Source organism: Pseudomonas sp. S8 (assembly GCF_050473925.1).
In the GTDB taxonomy this organism is placed as follows: Bacteria; Pseudomonadota; Gammaproteobacteria; order Pseudomonadales; family Pseudomonadaceae; genus Aquipseudomonas; species Aquipseudomonas parakoreensis.
The window spans coordinates 2,336,608-2,352,283 of sequence record NZ_JBFDVZ010000016.1 but is presented as its reverse complement, the minus strand read 5'-3'; the positions used below and the strand labels follow the sequence as shown (position 1 = coordinate 2,352,283).

General features: G+C 59.8%; 13 protein-coding genes. 10 read left to right on the top strand and 3 right to left on the bottom strand.

What is annotated here, in order from left to right; genetic code table 11:
- The first annotated feature begins 15 nt into the window (after nt 1–15).
- A complete protein-coding gene (prpF, locus tag AB1J88_RS11560) occupies nt 16–1,218 on the top strand; it encodes a 2-methylaconitate cis-trans isomerase PrpF (protein WP_108182149.1) in 1,203 nt (400 codons plus the stop codon).
- A 176-nt stretch (nt 1,219–1,394) separates the two neighbouring features.
- Complete coding sequence (gene prpD, locus AB1J88_RS11555) at nt 1,395–2,879, top strand: 2-methylcitrate dehydratase (protein ID WP_430291115.1); 1,485 nt, start codon at nt 1,395–1,397, stop codon at nt 2,877–2,879.
- Between the two features lie 24 nt (nt 2,880–2,903).
- Here prpD and AB1J88_RS11550 read toward each other — a convergent pair whose 3' ends face one another.
- The 3 genes from AB1J88_RS11550 to ppsR form a co-directional block, all read right to left on the bottom strand.
- The gene (locus AB1J88_RS11550) at nt 2,904–4,226 is read right to left on the bottom strand and encodes an AAA-associated domain-containing protein (protein WP_041067653.1); all 1,323 of its coding nucleotides are present in this window, start codon (nt 4,224–4,226) and stop codon (nt 2,904–2,906) included.
- A gap of 14 nt (nt 4,227–4,240) precedes the next feature.
- Nucleotides 4,241–5,986, bottom strand: a complete 1,746-nt coding sequence (locus AB1J88_RS11545) for an ABC transporter permease (RefSeq protein WP_430291114.1) — start codon at nt 5,984–5,986, stop codon at nt 4,241–4,243.
- Nucleotides 5,987–6,358: 372 nt separating this feature from the next.
- Nucleotides 6,359–7,177, bottom strand: a complete 819-nt coding sequence (gene ppsR, locus AB1J88_RS11540; RefSeq protein WP_007960912.1) for a posphoenolpyruvate synthetase regulatory kinase/phosphorylase PpsR — start codon at nt 7,175–7,177, stop codon at nt 6,359–6,361.
- Nucleotides 7,178–7,351: 174 nt separating this feature from the next.
- Between ppsR and ppsA the strand changes: the two genes are divergently transcribed.
- The 8 genes from ppsA (at nt 7,352) to AB1J88_RS11500 (ending at nt 15,624) form a co-directional block, all read left to right on the top strand.
- Nucleotides 7,352–9,727: a phosphoenolpyruvate synthase gene (gene ppsA, locus AB1J88_RS11535; RefSeq protein WP_198759659.1), complete on the top strand. Its 2,376-nt coding sequence runs from the start codon at nt 7,352–7,354 to the stop codon at nt 9,725–9,727.
- Nucleotides 9,728–9,924: 197 nt separating this feature from the next.
- Entirely contained in the window at nt 9,925–10,914 is a 990-nt protein-coding gene (locus tag AB1J88_RS11530; RefSeq protein ID WP_430291113.1) for an alpha/beta fold hydrolase, read from the top strand.
- 226 nt (nt 10,915–11,140) lie between these two features.
- Nucleotides 11,141–11,632, top strand: coding sequence for a ribonuclease E activity regulator RraA (gene rraA / locus AB1J88_RS11525; RefSeq protein WP_041067666.1), 492 nt, complete (start codon nt 11,141–11,143; stop codon nt 11,630–11,632).
- A gap of 22 nt (nt 11,633–11,654) precedes the next feature.
- Nucleotides 11,655–12,650 (top strand): zinc transporter ZntB, encoded by a 996-nt coding sequence (locus tag AB1J88_RS11520; protein ID WP_041067669.1) that lies wholly within the window; start codon nt 11,655–11,657, stop codon nt 12,648–12,650.
- 63 nt (nt 12,651–12,713) lie between these two features.
- Entirely contained in the window at nt 12,714–12,962 is a 249-nt protein-coding gene (locus tag AB1J88_RS11515) for a hypothetical protein (protein WP_003223293.1), read from the top strand.
- 2 nt (nt 12,963–12,964) lie between these two features.
- Complete coding sequence (locus AB1J88_RS11510; protein ID WP_007916401.1) at nt 12,965–13,789, top strand: mechanosensitive ion channel family protein; 825 nt, start codon at nt 12,965–12,967, stop codon at nt 13,787–13,789.
- 87 nt (nt 13,790–13,876) lie between these two features.
- Nucleotides 13,877–14,467: an RNA polymerase sigma factor SigX gene (sigX, locus tag AB1J88_RS11505; RefSeq protein ID WP_011333251.1), complete on the top strand. Its 591-nt coding sequence runs from the start codon at nt 13,877–13,879 to the stop codon at nt 14,465–14,467.
- A 107-nt stretch (nt 14,468–14,574) separates the two neighbouring features.
- Nucleotides 14,575–15,624 carry an OmpA family protein gene (locus AB1J88_RS11500; protein WP_027613290.1) on the top strand — a complete coding sequence of 350 codons (1,050 nt, stop codon included), beginning with the start codon at nt 14,575–14,577 and terminating at the stop codon, nt 15,622–15,624.
- Nucleotides 15,625–15,676 lie beyond the last annotated feature (52 nt).

Genomic DNA, 15,676 nt, shown 5'->3' with positions numbered 1-15,676 from the left:
CGGATAAGGAGCACCATGGCTCACGCAGCTAAGTTCGCACCGCAGATCAAAATACCCGCCACCTACATGCGCGGCGGCACCAGCAAAGGCGTGTTTTTCAGCCTCAAGGATCTTCCCGAAGCCGCGCAGATTCCCGGCCCGGCCCGCGATGCCTTGCTGCTGCGGGTGATCGGCAGCCCCGACCCGTACGACAAGCAGATCGACGGCATGGGCGGCGCCACCTCGAGCACCAGCAAAACCGTGATCCTGTCGAAAAGCATCAAGGCTGATCACGACGTCGATTACCTGTTCGGTCAGGTCTCCATCGACAAACCGTTCGTGGACTGGAGCGGCAACTGCGGCAACCTCTCGGCAGCGGTCGGTTCGTTCGCCATCAGCAATGGTTTGGTGGAGGCCAGCCGCATTCCGCACAACGGCGTCGCGGTGGTGCGCGTGTGGCAGGCCAACATCGGCAAGACCATCATCGCCCATGTGCCGATCACCAACGGCGAAGTGCAGGAGACCGGTGATTTCGAACTCGACGGCGTGACCTTTCCGGCGGCCGAAGTGCAGGTCGAATTCATGGATCCGGCGGCGGAAGAAGAGGGCGGCGGCGGTTCGATGTTCCCCACCGGCAACCTGATCGATCAGCTGGAGGTGCCGGGTGTCGGTACGTTCCAGGCGACCATGATCAACGCCGGGATCCCGACGATTTTCGTCAACGCCGCAGACATCGGCTACACCGGCACCGAGCTGCAAGGCGCGATCAACAGCGACCCGAAAGCGCTGCAGATGTTCGAGACCATCCGCGCCTACGGTGCGTTGCGCATGGGCCTGATTTCGAGTCTGGATGAGGCGGCCAAGCGGCAGCACACGCCGAAAGTCGCGTTTGTCGCCAAGCCTGCGGATTACGTCGCGTCCAGCGGCAAATCGATTGCTGCCGCTGATGTCGATCTGCTGGTGCGTGCGTTGTCGATGGGCAAACTGCACCACGCGATGATGGGCACGGCAGCGGTGGCGATCGGGACGGCGGCGGCGATTTCCGGGACGCTGGTGAATCTCGCGGCGGGCGGTGTCGAGCGCAACGCTGTGCGCTTCGGCCATCCTTCCGGCACCCTGCGCGTGGGTGCCGAGGCCAGCCTGGAAAACGGTGAGTGGGTGGTAAAAAAGGCCATCATGAGCCGCAGTGCGCGGGTGCTGATGGAAGGCTTCGTCCGCATCCCCGGCGACTCCTTCTGAATCCAGCACCGAACAGAACTGTAGGAGCTGCCGCAGGCTGCGATCTTTTGATTTTGCTTTTCAAGATCAAAAGATCGCAGCCTGCGGCAGCTCCTACAGAGATTGCTTTTCAAAAATAAAAATCCATCGCCTGAACCGAGGTCCCATCAACGAACCACTGCAAGAGTGAATCGAACATGAGCGCCAACGTCGACCTGAACAACCGCCCCGACTACGACCGTGTCCTGCAGGACATCGCCGATTACGTCCTCACCTTCAACATCGAATCTGCCGAAGCCCTCGACACCGCCCGCAACTGCCTGATGGACACGTTGGGCTGTGGCCTGCTGGCGCTGCGGTTCCCTGAATGCACGAAACACCTCGGCCCCATTGTCGAGGGCACTGTCGTGCCATTCGGGGCGCGCGTGCCTGGCACTCCCTATCGCCTGGACCCGGTGAAAGCCGCGTGGGACATCGGCTGCATCGTGCGCTGGCTCGACTACAACGACACCTGGCTCGCGGCTGAATGGGGGCATCCGTCGGACAACCTCGGCGGGATTCTCGCGGTGGCTGATCACCTGTCGCAAAAACGTATCGCCAACGGCGAAGCGCCACTGACCGTGCGCGACGTGCTTGAAGCGATGATCATGGCCCACGAGATTCAAGGCGTGATCGCTCTGGAAAACTCGTTCAACCGCGTCGGCCTCGACCACGTTCTACTGGTGAAAGTCGCTTCGACCGCCGTCACCGCCAAACTGATGGGCGCCCGTCGCGAACAACTGCTGTCGGCGTTGTCCCATGCGTTTGCCGACGGTCAGGCGCTGCGCACTTATCGTCATGCGCCGAACGCCGGGTCGCGCAAGTCCTGGGCGGCGGGGGATGCGACCAGCCGCGGCGTGCGTCTGGCCGACATCGCGCTACGCGGCGAGATGGGCATTCCCGGGGTGTTGACGGCCAAACAGTGGGGCTTCTACGACGTATCGTTCAGCCACACCAACAACGATCTGGCGCTCAAGCAGGAAGGCAAACGCATCTTCAGCTTCTCGCGGCCCTACGGCAGTTACGTCATGGAAAACGTGCTGTTCAAGATCAGCTTCCCCGCCGAGTTCCATGCGCAAACGGCCTGCGAAGCGGCGGTGACCTTGCATCCGTTGGTGCGCAACCGCTTGCATGAAATCGACCGCATCGTCATCACCACCCATGAGTCAGCGATTCGCATCATCTCCAAGGTCGGGCCGCTGGCCAACGCCGCCGACCGCGATCACTGCCTGCAGTACATGACCGCCGTGCCGCTGGCGTTCGGCAATCTGCTGGCCGAACAGTACGAGGACGACTTCCACGCCGCGCACCCGATCATCGATGTACTGCGCGAGAAGATGGTCATCGTCGAAGATCCGCGTTTCACCCGCGAATACCTGGAGGCTGACAAGCGCTCGATTGCCAACGCGGTGCAGGTGTTTTTCAAGGACGGGACGAGCACCGAAAACGTGGTGGTCGAATACCCGATCGGTCACCGTCGCCGCCGCGCCGATGGCATCCCGTTGCTGGAGGACAAGTTCAAGGCCAACCTGGCGACGCGTTTCACCGCGCAGCGCAGCAACGAGATCTTCACCCTGTGCAAGGATCAGCAAGCGCTCGAAGCCACACCGGTCAATCGCTTCGTCGATCTGTTCGTGATCTAGACGCAGTGCCCGAGATGACGAGGGCTACAGGCTGCCCTCGACATCCTCCAGGCTGAAGGTTTCGGTGTGGTCGTCGTAGGAGAAAATTTCTGCGTAACGGCCCCAGGCGATCACCACTTCCAGGGTTTTCTCGACGAACGCTTCGGTCAGCGAATCCTGCAGTTCCTGCTCGAAACGCACCCGTGGCGCGCGGTGACCGTTGCGCTCCAGCAGTACCTGGCGGATGCGCGCGGCCAGCGGCACATGGCGGATCAGATGTTCGGCGAACAGGGTTTTGCGCTCTTGGGTGCCGTAGTCAGCGAACAGTTTGCCGGCCTCGGTCAGGGTGATGTCGGCGCCCTTGAGTTCGGCAAAACCGAGGTGTTCGATCATTTCGGCCACCGGAAACAGGTCATCGACCTCCAGCAAGCGCCGCTCGGCCACGGTGGGCAGGCCGGCATGGCCGTTGTAGGGTTCGGCGGCGATCGTTTCGATCAGGCCGGCCATCAGGTTGGTCGAGACCTCCGGCAGCGGGCTGCTCATTTTCAGCTCGGGCTTGCCGGCGCTGGCGTCGGCGCTGCGGCGGTCGGTCATCTGCGCGTAAATGTCATCGACCATCTGCCGGAAAGTCGGATCGAGACGATTGCGTGGGTGGGCGAACGGTACCTTGATTTCCGCCACTACACGTCCGGGGTTGGACGACAGCACCAGAATGCGGTCGCACATCAGCACCGCCTCCTCGATGTTGTGGGTGACGATCAGGATCGATTTGATTGGCAATTGCTTGCCGCTCCACAAGTCCAGCAGATCGGTCCTCAAGGTTTCGGCGGTCAGAACGTCCAGCGCCGAGAACGGTTCGTCCATCAGTAACAAAGTCGGGTTGACCACCAGGGCGCGGGCGAATCCGACGCGCTGGCGCATGCCACCGGACAGCTCGCGAGGGTAGGCGTTTTCGAAACCGTCGAGGCCGATCAGGTCGATGGCGGCCAGCGCGCGCTTGCGCGCAGCTTTGCGTTCGACCTGCAAGGCTTGCAGGCCGGCCTCGACGTTTTCCAGTACGGTCAGCCACGGGAACAATGCAAAAGTCTGGAACACCATGGCCACGCCTTCGGCCGGGCCGTGCAGCGGCTGGCCGTTGTACAGGACTGTGCCTGACGACGGTTCGATCAGTCCGGCAATAATCCGCAGCAACGTCGACTTGCCGGAGCCGGAGCGGCCGAGCATGCCGACGATCTCGCCTTCGCGCAGGGTCAGATCGACCCCGCTGAGCACTTGCAGTTCTTCCTTGCCCTTGCCAAACACCCGGTTCACGTCGTTGAGCGCATAGATTTCCGGGCTGGCGGCGGTTGGTTCGGTGTAGGTATTCATCGCAGCGAATCCCGTTAATTCAGTCGGAGTTTGTTTTCGGCGACGGCGTACATCGGTCGCCAGACCAAGCGATTGAAGGCCACGACGAAGATCGCCATCACCACCACGCCCAGAGTGATTTTCGGAAAGTCGCCGGCGGCGGTGGTCTGGGCGATGTAGGCGCCCAGACCGTGGGCGACGACCTTGTCCTGCCCCCAGGAAACGAATTCGGAAACGATGCTGGCGTTCCACGCACCGCCCGAAGCGGTGATGGCGCCGGTCACGTAGTACGGGAAGATCCCCGGCAGCATCACCTTGCGCCACCACAGCCAGCCGCGAATGCGGAAGTTGGTTGCGGCCTCCTTGTAATCATTGGGGAAGGCGCTGGCCCCGGCGATCACGTTGAACAGGATGTACCACTGAGTGCCGAGCACGATCAGCGGGCTGAGCCAGATGTCCGGGTTCAACTGGTAGCGCAGGATGACGATGACGAACACCGGAAACAGCAAGTTGGCCGGGAACGCGGCGAGAAACTGCGCCAGCGGCTGGATCTTCTCCGCCAGCGCCGGGCGCAGGCCGATCATCACGCCAAGTGGCACCCAGATCAGCGAGGCGATGAAAATCAGCCCCGCCACCCGAAGCAGGGTGAAGAACCCCAGCAGCAACACGTGACCGACTTCGGCGATCGTCACCTCGGTGCCGACATACAGCACGATGTGGTACAGCGCATAAGCGGTCAGCAGCGCGATCAGCGCGCCCCAGATCCAGTCGATTCTCCTGGATGTCGCCGGGTTGTCAGAGGTCATCGCCTGACGCGCCGCGCGTGGCAGGTTCAAGCGCATGTTGCCCAGCCGGCTGATGGCGCGGCTGAACGGGCGCAGCAGGCGTTGGATCAAGCGGGTGCGCTGGATCAGGTTCAGCACCCAGGACTCCGGTGCGGCGGTCTGTGAGGCGGTGTTCTCCATGCGGAACTTGTCGGCCCAGGACACCAGCGGGCGGAACAGGAACTGGTCGTAGATCAGGATCACTACGATCATCGTCAGGATCACGCAGCCCACCGCGTGCAGGTCTTTCTGCGCGATCGCCAACGCCAGATACGAGCCGATGCCTGGCAGGGTGATGGTCTGGTCACCGACGGTGATCGCTTCCGACGCCACCACGAAGAACCAGCCGCCGGACATGCTCATCATCATGTTCCAGATCAATCCGGGCATGGCGAACGGCACGTCGAGTTTCCAGAATCGCTGCCAGCCTGACAGTTGCAGGTTGGTCGACACCTCCACCAGATCCCGCGGCAGCATGCGCAGCGACTGGTAGAAGCTGAAGGTCATGTTCCATGCCTGGCTGGTGAAAATCGCAAAGATCGCGGCGAACTCTGCGCCGAGCACCCGGCCGGGAAACAACAGCAGAAAGAAGGTCACGGTGAACGAGATGTAGCCCAGCACCGGCACCGATTGCAGGATATCCAGCACCGGCACCAGCAGCTTTTCCGCGCGGCGGCTTTTCGCGGCCAAGGTGCCGTAAAGCAGGGTGAACACCAATGCCGCGACCATCGCCGCAAGCATGCGCAGGGTAGTGCGCATGGCGTATTCCGGCAGGTTGCCCGGGTCGAGGGAAATCACCTCGCTCTGCAAAGTGCCGATGGGCGCCCAGGTTTCCCGGGCGGTGATCGAGAAAAACAGCAGGAAACCGATCACCAGCGGCATGGCGATCAGGTCCCAGCGATTGGGCAGCAAGCGCCGGGCCGTGGCCGGGATGTAGTGACGGAACACTTTCTTCATACGCAGTGATTCCAGCAGTTTCCAAAGGGCGCGGCAGTCTGAGCGTAGCTTCTGTCTGCACGACCCACCGAGAATGAGCGGATGCTCGTTCTTCAGGTTCAAGTGGGAAGTGGATGTTGCGGACCTGGCGCATTCGACAGGCCGGAAGGGCAGGCATAGAGGGGTTTTCAGCCCGGATGCGCTGCTTGCGCGGATTGTATGTTTTGCGATGTTACAAAGACGTAAAGAACCTGTCGGTTTTGGGTGAAGAAATTTTCACGTGCAGGGTGCCGCGTCGCGAGCCGCCGGACCGGCAGCGGCTTGATCGAGTGGAATGCTGACCAGTGTGGGAGCGAGCGTGCTCGCGAAGGCGCCAGAGCAGGCACCGCAACGCTATTTGAAACGCCGCTCGACGCCTTTCTCCACCAGAATCTTCGCCGAAATCTCTTCCACCGAAAAATGCGTGGAGTTGATGTGCGGGATGTTCTCGCGGCGGAACAGGTTTTCCACTTCGCGCACTTCGAATTCGCATTGGGCGTAGCTCGAATAGCGGCTGTTGGGCTTGCGTTCGTTGCGAATCGCGGTGAGGCGGTCCGGGTCGATGGTCAGGCCGAACAGTTTGTGCTGATGGGCGCGCAGGGCGGTTGGCAGGGTCAGACGCTCCATGTCGTCTTCGGTCAACGGGTAGTTGGCCGCGCGGATGCCGAATTGCATCGCCATGTACAGGCACGTCGGCGTCTTACCACATCGCGACACGCCCACTAGTATCAGGTCGGCCTTGTCGTAATAGTGGGTGCGTGCGCCGTCATCGTTGTCGAGGGCGAAGTTCACCGCCTCGATACGCTCCATGTAATTGGAGTTGTGGCCGATCGAATGCGACTTGCCGACGGTGTAGGAGGAATGCTCGGTCAGCTCCTGTTCGAGCGGGGCGAGGAAGGTCGAGAAGATGTCGATCATGAAACCATTGGACGTTGCGAGAATCTCACGGATGTCCTGATTGACGATGGTGTCGAAGATGATCGGGCGGAAGCCGTCGGTTTCAGCGGCTTTGTTGATTTGTTGTACCATGGCCCGCGCTTTGTCCGCGTTGTCGATATACGGCCGCGTGAGCTTGGTGAAGGTAATGTTTTCGAACTGCGCCAGAAGGCTTTGACCCAGGGTTTCGGCGGTAATGCCGGTGCCATCGGAGATAAAGAAAGCAGATCGTTTCATTTGCACCTTGGGCCTTAAGCTAATGAGCATTCTTGGATATGATAGGCGCGATTTGCCGGCCGCCATTGGCCCGCATTCTCACTTATTTTCCAGGTCCAGGCCATACAGCCGGCCAACGCTCCCCCGAGCTGCCGGTTTCTGAGCTTTTCCAACACAGTTAGTGGAGAGATCACCTTGGTAGAGTACGTAGTTTCCCTCGATAAGCTCGGCAAACACGATGTTGAGCATGTGGGGGGCAAGAACGCATCCCTGGGCGAGATGATCAGCAACCTGGCGGGTGCCGGTGTGTCGGTCCCCGGCGGCTTTGCCACCACCGCGCAGGCCTATCGCGACTTTCTCGAACTGAGCGGCCTCAACGACCAGATCCACAAGGCTCTCGACGCCCTGGACGTCGATGACGTCAACGCGCTGGCCAAGACCGGTGCACAGATCCGTCAATGGATCATGGAAGCCGAATTCCCCGAAAAACTGAATACCGAGATCCGCACCGCGTTCGCTGTGCTGTCGGCCGGTAACCCTGACGTGGCCGTGGCCGTGCGCTCTTCCGCCACCGCCGAAGACTTGCCGGACGCCTCGTTCGCCGGTCAGCAGGAAACCTTCCTGAACATCCGTGGCGTGGAAAACGTTATCCGCGCCGCCAAAGAGGTGTTCGCTTCGCTGTTCAACGACCGCGCCATCTCCTACCGCGTGCACCAGGGCTTCGACCACAAACTGGTCGCCCTGTCGGCTGGCGTGCAGCGCATGGTGCGTTCGGAAACCGGCACCGCCGGTGTGATGTTCACCCTCGATACCGAATCCGGTTTCCGTGACGTGGTGTTCATCACCGGCGCCTACGGTCTGGGCGAAACCGTCGTCCAAGGCGCGGTCAACCCGGATGAGTTCTACGTGCACAAAGGCACGCTGGAGGCGGGTCGCCCGGCGATCCTGCGGCGCAACCTGGGCAGCAAAGCCATCAAGATGATCTATGGCGACGAGGCCAAGGCCGGTCGTTCGGTGAAGACCGTCGATGTCGACAAGGCTGAACGCGCACGTTTCTGCCTGACCGACGCTGAAGTCAGCGAGCTGGCCAAGCAGGCGATGATCATCGAGAAGCACTACGGCTGCCCGATGGACATCGAGTGGGCCAAGGACGGTGACGACGGCAAGCTGTACATCGTGCAGGCCCGTCCGGAAACCGTGAAGAGCCGCACCCAGGCCAACGTCATGGAACGTTACCTGCTGAAAGAAACCGGCACCGTGCTGGTTGAGGGGCGTGCCATTGGCCAGCGCATCGGCGCCGGCAAAGTGCGGATCATCAAGGACGTCTCGGAAATGGACAAAGTCCAGGCCGGCGACGTGCTGGTCTCCGACATGACCGACCCGGACTGGGAGCCGGTGATGAAACGCGCCAGCGCCATCGTCACCAACCGTGGCGGCCGTACCTGTCACGCGGCGATCATCGCCCGTGAACTGGGGATTCCGGCGGTGGTGGGTTGCGGCAACGCCACCCAACTGCTGAAGGATGGCCAGGGCGTGACCGTGTCCTGCGCCGAAGGCGACACCGGTTACATCTTCGAAGGCGAACTGGGCTTCGACGTCAAGAAGAACTCCGTGGACGCGATGCCGGAGCTGCCGTTCAAGATCATGATGAACGTCGGCAATCCGGACCGCGCCTTCGACTTCGCGCAGTTGCCGAACGCCGGTGTCGGCCTGGCCCGTCTGGAGTTCATCATCAATCGAATGATCGGTGTGCACCCGAAAGCGCTGTTGAATTACGACGGCCTGCCGCAGGAAATCAAGGACAGCGTCGACAAGCGCATCGCGGGTTACCACGATCCGGTCGGTTTCTACGTCGAAAAACTGGTGGAAGGCATCAGCACCCTCGCGGCCGCGTTCTGGCCGAAGAAGGTCATCGTGCGTCTGTCGGACTTCAAGTCCAACGAGTACGCCAACCTGATCGGCGGCAAGCTGTACGAGCCGGAAGAAGAAAACCCGATGCTCGGCTTCCGTGGTGCTTCGCGTTACATCAGCGAATCGTTCCGTGACTGCTTCGAACTCGAATGCCGCGCGCTGAAGCGTGTGCGCAATGAGATGGGCCTGACCAACGTCGAAATCATGGTGCCGTTCGTCCGTACCCTCGGCGAAGCCAGCCAGGTGGTCGATCTGCTCGCCGAAAACGGCTTGGCCCGTGGCGACAACGGCCTGCGCGTGATCATGATGTGCGAACTGCCATCCAACGCGATTCTCGCTGAAGAGTTCCTCGAATTCTTTGACGGTTTCTCCATCGGTTCCAACGACCTGACCCAGCTGACCCTGGGCCTGGACCGTGACTCCGGGATCATCGCGCACCTGTTTGACGAGCGTAATCCGGCGGTCAAGAAGCTGCTGGCCAACGCGATTGCCGCGTGCAACAAGGCCGGCAAGTACATCGGCATTTGCGGTCAGGGCCCTTCGGATCACCCGGACCTGGCCAAATGGCTGATGGAGCAGGGCATCGAAAGCGTGTCGCTGAACCCGGACTCCGTACTGGAAACCTGGTTCTTCCTCGCCGAAGGCCAAGCGCAGGCGTAATCAGGTGTGAACGGCCCGTTCCCCTTGTGGGAGCGAGCCTGCTCCGGGCGGCGTTCCGACGAAGACGTAGCAACATTCATCAGTGATGTTGGCTGACACTCCGCTTTCGCGAGCAGGCTGGCTCCCACGGGAGGCGGGTTTGAGATTTGAGTAGGGCGGGCTCCTGTAGATGCCGCCCTTTTTTGTGCAAGAGCATTATGCAAAGCAGCAGCAACCTGTTTCCTGTCGCCCTGATCAGCGCCGAACGTCGCGGTGATCTGAGCGAAGATGTCTATCGACTCAAACCCGGCAACAGTCCCGACTGGTCCGTGGAAATCGCCGTGACCCGCTTGGGCATGGCGGATGACACGGCGCCGCGCGGCGTGCCGGTGATTTTGCTGCATGGCAGTTTTTCCAACCGGCGCTTCTGGTTTTCCCCCAAAGGCCTGGGCCTGGGCGCTTACCTGACGCGTCTGGGCTTCGACGTGTGGATCCCGGAGATGCGCGGCCACGGCCTGTCGCAGCGCAACGAGGACTACCGGCGCAACCGCGTGGCTGACTACGCCCGTTACGATCTGCCGGCGATTGCCGCGTTCGTCCGTGAGCAAAGCGGGCAGGTCCCGCACTGGATCGGCCATTCGCTGGGTGGCATTACCCTGGCGGCGGCGCTCGGTGGCGAATACCTCGGCGAGCCGGCGGTGGCCTCGGCGGCGTTTTTCGGCACGCAGGTCAGCCGCACTTATTGGCCGTTGAAGATTCCGCCGGTGGAGTGGAGCGGGCGCTTCATTCTCAAGCGTTTCGCGCAATTGTCCGGCTCCCGGCTCAAGCGCGGCCCGGAAGACGAACCCATCGGTCTGGCGCTGGAAAGCATGCGCTGGTACGGCCTGTTCGGCCGTTTTGGCGACAAGGACAAGGATTGGTGGGCAGGGCTTGCCGAGGTTCAGGTGCCAGTGTTGGCCGTGACGGCAGCGGGGGATCACCAGGATCCGGCGTGGGCCTGTCGCAAACTGTTCGAGCAGATCGGCTCCGAGCACAAACAATTCGTCAATCTGGGGCGCGAGCAGGGCTTCAGCGACAACTTCGGGCATGTTGAGATGCTGGTGAGCAAAGCGGCGCAGGTCGAGGTCTGGCCACTGGTGGCGCGTTGGTTGAGCGATCAGCAGACGCCGTTGCTCGGCGACAAGCCGGATCTTGCTGCTGCGGTCTGAGCCGGGTGCTCTGAAAAGGGCATTTCGTTCAGGTTGGCTTGCGGCTAAGATATGACGCATTGTGCGGTTCTGGTCATATTTGGTGGCTGTTTAGCTATTACGTTTCAGCGTTTGTTCAGGTTCGTTCAGCGACCATTGCATGAACTAAGGTAAACAGCGACCGCCGGGACTCGTTTCAACAGAGTGCGACATCCTAGATCGTCTTCCTTTTTACAGGAGTTTTTCGATGAACCATTACCTTACGCCTGACCTGTGCGACGCCTATCCGGAGCTGGTGCAGGTGCTGGAACCGATGTTCAGCAATTTCGGCGGCCGTGATTCCTTCGGCGGCGAAATCGTGACCATCAAATGTTTCGAAGACAACTCGCTGGTCAAGGAACAGGCCGAACTCAAGGGCAACGGCAAGGTGCTGGTGGTCGATGGCGGCGGTTCGCTGCGCCGCGCGCTGCTGGGCGACATGATCGCCGAGAAAGCTGCGAAAAACGGCTGGGAAGGGATGGTCATCTACGGTTGCATCCGTGATGTCGATGTTATTGCCCAGACCGATCTCGGCGTTCAGGCGTTGGCCAGCCATCCGATGAAGACCGAAAAACGTGGCATCGGTGATCTCAATGTAGCGGTGACTTTCGCTGGCGTGACGTTCCATCCGGGCCATTACATCTATGCGGACAACAACGGCGTGATCGTTTCGCCGAGCCCGCTGCAGATGCCTGAATAAGTTTTTCGACAAAGGGATGCGGATGTTCGAGGAAGAAAACGCGCAGTGGGGGCTGGTGCACGCCCTGGTGCTGGACGGTAAAGGCGGTGCGCGTTCGATTGCCCGGACTGAACTCGACGATCTGCAGCTGCAGGCCCATGAGAGCCTGTGGCTGCATTGGGATCGCAGTCATCCGCAAACCCAGACCTGGCTGCGCAAATCCAGCGGCCTGAATGAATTCGCCTGCGACCTGCTGCTGGAAGAGAACACTCGGCCGCGCCTCCTGCCGTTGCCGGATGCCGAGTTGCTGCTGTTTCTGCGCGGGGTCAACCTCAACCCGGGGGCCGAGCCGGAAGACATGGTCTCGGTGCGGATTTTCGCCTCCGCCCAGCGCGTCATCTCGCTGCGTCTGCGCCCGTTGCGTGCCACCGATGAACTGCTGGCGCTGCTGAGCGAAGGCAAAGGCCCGAAAACCTCCTCTGAGCTGATCCTGTATCTGGCGCAATTCCTCACCCACAAGGTGCAGGATCTGGTCACGTGCCTGTCGGAACTGGTCGATGAAGAGGAAGAAAAGCTGGATGCCGACGAACGGTATACGCCCGAACATGGCTCGATTTTGCACATCCGGCGCAGGGCGGCCGGACTGAAGCGTTTTCTGGCGCCGCAGCGGGATATTTTCGGACAACTGACGCGGATAAAACTGCCGTGGTTTGTCGATGATGATGCTGACTACTGGAACGAATTGAACAACAGCCTGACCCGCTATCTCGAAGAGTTGGAACTGACCCGAGAGCGCATGGGGCTTGTGCTGGAGGCCGAAGACCGGCGTTTGAACGTGCGCATGAATCGCACGATGTACCGCTTCGGCATCATCACCTGCATCTTTTTGCCGATGAGTTTTCTCACCGGTCTATTGGGTATCAACGTGGGCGGCATTCCGTTCTCGAGCAGCCCTTATGGTTTCCTGATTGCCTGTCTGACAGTGCTGGCGATGGCCATCGGTCAATGGTGGTTATTCCGCCGTTTGCGCTGGGTGTGAATATGCAACATGTGACCCGACCAAATTTGCCCGCGTCTTTCACAGACATCACGAGAGGTGCGTATGCACGATCCGTTTGAACAGTCTTTGCGCGACATGCTCAACGCCTCGCCGTCCAGCCGCGACGACGATGCCTGCCTGGGTCGCGTACTCAAAACCGCCAACCGCCAGGTGGGCGCCGGTGATCTGTTCAGCCTGCTGGGCCGCTGGTTGCCCGCGCTGATGATCGCCCTGAATAACGGATCGGCCCACGTTTCGCCGGTTTCCCGTCTTCGTAAAACTACTGCACGCACTGCTGATAAGGCTGATTGAATATGGAACTTGATCTCTGGACTCAGAGCCTCGTCACTGCAATGACTGCGTTGTGGACCAAAGTCGCCAATTTCATCCCGAACCTGTTCGGCGCACTGGTGGTGCTGCTGTTGGGTTTCGTGGTGGCCAAGTTGCTCGATACCCTGCTGTCCAAGCTGCTGGCCAAGCTGGGCCTTGATCGCCTGATGGGCGGCACCGGTCTGACCAAATTGATGTCGCGAGCCGGCCTGCAAGTGCCGATCTCGACTTTGATTGGCAAGATCGTTTACTGGTTCGTTCTGCTGATTTTCCTGGTTTCTGCAGCAGAGTCCCTTGGACTTGAGCGAGTTTCAGCTACGCTGGACATGCTGGCGTTGTATTTGCCGAAAGTTTTCGGCGCCGCGCTGGTGTTGCTGGTGGGTGTTTTGCTCGCGCAATTGGCCAACGGCCTCGTGCGCGGGGCGGCAGAAGGTGTAGGGCTGGACTACGCTTCGGGTTTGGGCCGCATTGCCCAGGGGCTGGTGATCATCATCAGCATCTCGGTCGCGATCAGTCAGCTTGAGGTCAAGACCGACCTGCTGAACCATGTAATCGTCATCGTATTGATTACCGTTGGTCTGGCCGTAGCGCTGGCCATGGGGTTGGGAAGCCGGGAAATTGCCGGTCAGATTCTTGCGGGAATCTATGTGCGTGAGTTGTACCAGGTTGGGCAACAAGTGCGTGTTGGTGAGGTCGAAGGCCAGATCGAAGAGATCGGCACGGTTAAAACCACATTGCTGACCGATGAGGGTGAGCTAGTCTCACTTTCCAATCGGATCCTGCTGGAACAGCATGTGAGTAGCCGCTAACCCGGCAAACCCTGCTAATGTATGCCGCCGCAAAATGCCCTGAGAGGGGTGCGGCGGACATTGACCTGACTGTCGGCACGACTTGTTTTGAATAAAGCCCAAACGCTATCCACGCGCTATGACCCCCGTGAGCTCTCTGATGAGGAGCTGGTCGCGCGCTCGCATACCGAGCTGTTTCACGTGACGCGCGCCTATGAAGAGCTGATGCGGCGTTACCAGAGAACATTATTTAACGTTTGTGCGAGATATCTTGGGAACGATCGCGACGCAGACGATGTCTGTCAGGAAGTGATGCTTAAGGTGCTGTATGGCCTGAAGAACTTCGAGGGGAAATCGAAGTTCAAAACCTGGCTCTACAGCATTACGTATAACGAATGCATCACGCAGTATCGGAAGGAACGGCGAAAGCGTCGCTTGATGGACGCCTTGAGTCTGGACCCGCTGGAAGAAGCGTCGGAAGAAAAGGCGCCGAAACCCGAGGAGAAGGGCGGACTCGATCGCTGGCTGGTGTATGTGAACCCGATTGACCGTGAAATTCTGGTGCTACGATTTGTCGCAGAGCTGGAGTTTCAGGAGATCGCAGACATCATGCACATGGGTTTGAGTGCGACAAAAATGCGGTACAAACGTGCTCTAGACAAATTGCGTGAGAAATTTGCAGGCATTGCTGAAACTTAGTTCAGCGCAAATATCTCTTACGTGTAGGCAAGTTCTGATAGACTTGCCGCCGAGTTGTCCCCCGGTTTGCGGGACTGCTTCACAATCACCAGATGGGGATTTAACGGATGAAACTGAAAAACACCTTGGGCTTGGCCATTGGTTCTCTTATTGCCGCTACTTCGTTCGGCGCACTGGCACAAGGCCAAGGCGCAGTTGAAGGCGAGATCAACTACAAGAAGCAGTACAACGACAGCATTGATCATGTCGAAGACGGCTTCAACCCAGGCGCCAAAATCGGTTACTTCCTGACCGATGACGTCTCGATCAACTTCGGCTGGGATCGTAACAACCACACCCGTTCGAACGACGGTACCGGCAGCCAGAAACTGCGTGGTGACAACTTCGGTCTGACCGCTCAATACCACTTCAACAACGCTGGCGACGCTCTGCGTCCATACGTTGAAGGTGGCGTTAAGCACGGCAACCTGACCAACGTAGCTGCTGACGGCCACACCGGTCGCGACCAGTCGACTTTCCTGACTGCTGGCGCTGGCGTTAAGTACTACTTCGCCGAAAACTTCTTCGCCCGTGCTGGCGTAGAAGCTGACTACAAACTGGACAACGGCCGTTGGGACTACGCTCCATCGGTTGGTCTGGGTGTGAACTTCGGTGGCGGCGGCAAGCCAGCTGCTGCTCCAGTTCCAGCTCCGGCTGAAGTCTGCTCCGACAGCGACAACGACGGCGTTTGCGACAACGTTGACAAGTGCCCGGACACCCCAGCCAACGTAACTGTTGACGCTGATGGCTGCCCAGCAGTTGCTGAAGTTGTTCGTGTAGAGCTGGACGTGAAATTCGACTTCGACAAGTCGGTCGTCAAGCCAAACAGCTACGCTGACATCAAGAACCTGGCTGACTTCATGAAGCAGTACCCAGCCACTCACACCACTGTTGAAGGTCACACTGACTCCGTCGGTCCTGACGCTTACAACCAGAAACTGTCCGAGCGTCGTGCAAACGCCGTTAAGCAGGTTCTGACCCAGCAGTACGGTGTTGAGTCGTCCCGCGTTCAGTCGATCGGCTACGGCGAATCCCGCCCAGTTGCTGACAACAAAACTGAAGCTGGCCGTGCTGTTAACCGTCGCGTAGAAGCGCAGGTTGAAGCTCAAGCTAAGTAATTAGCTGCCGCTACGAGAAAAGCCCGGCTCAGGCCGGGCTTTTCTTTGCCTG

Coding starts and splice junctions, on each gene's coding strand:
- prpF (WP_108182149.1), top strand. CDS start 16: ATGGCTCACGCAGCTAAGTTCGCACCGCAGATCAAAATACCCGCCACC.
- prpD (WP_430291115.1), top strand. CDS start 1,395: ATGAGCGCCAACGTCGACCTGAACAACCGCCCCGACTACGACCGTGTC.
- AB1J88_RS11550 (WP_041067653.1), bottom strand. CDS start 4,226: ATGAATACCTACACCGAACCAACCGCCGCCAGCCCGGAAATCTATGCG.
- AB1J88_RS11545 (WP_430291114.1), bottom strand. CDS start 5,986: ATGAAGAAAGTGTTCCGTCACTACATCCCGGCCACGGCCCGGCGCTTG.
- ppsR (WP_007960912.1), bottom strand. CDS start 7,177: ATGAAACGATCTGCTTTCTTTATCTCCGATGGCACCGGCATTACCGCC.
- AB1J88_RS11530 (WP_430291113.1), top strand. CDS start 9,925: ATGCAAAGCAGCAGCAACCTGTTTCCTGTCGCCCTGATCAGCGCCGAA.
- rraA (WP_041067666.1), top strand. CDS start 11,141: ATGAACCATTACCTTACGCCTGACCTGTGCGACGCCTATCCGGAGCTG.
- AB1J88_RS11520 (WP_041067669.1), top strand. CDS start 11,655: ATGTTCGAGGAAGAAAACGCGCAGTGGGGGCTGGTGCACGCCCTGGTG.
- AB1J88_RS11515 (WP_003223293.1), top strand. CDS start 12,714: ATGCACGATCCGTTTGAACAGTCTTTGCGCGACATGCTCAACGCCTCG.
- AB1J88_RS11510 (WP_007916401.1), top strand. CDS start 12,965: ATGGAACTTGATCTCTGGACTCAGAGCCTCGTCACTGCAATGACTGCG.
- AB1J88_RS11500 (WP_027613290.1), top strand. CDS start 14,575: ATGAAACTGAAAAACACCTTGGGCTTGGCCATTGGTTCTCTTATTGCC.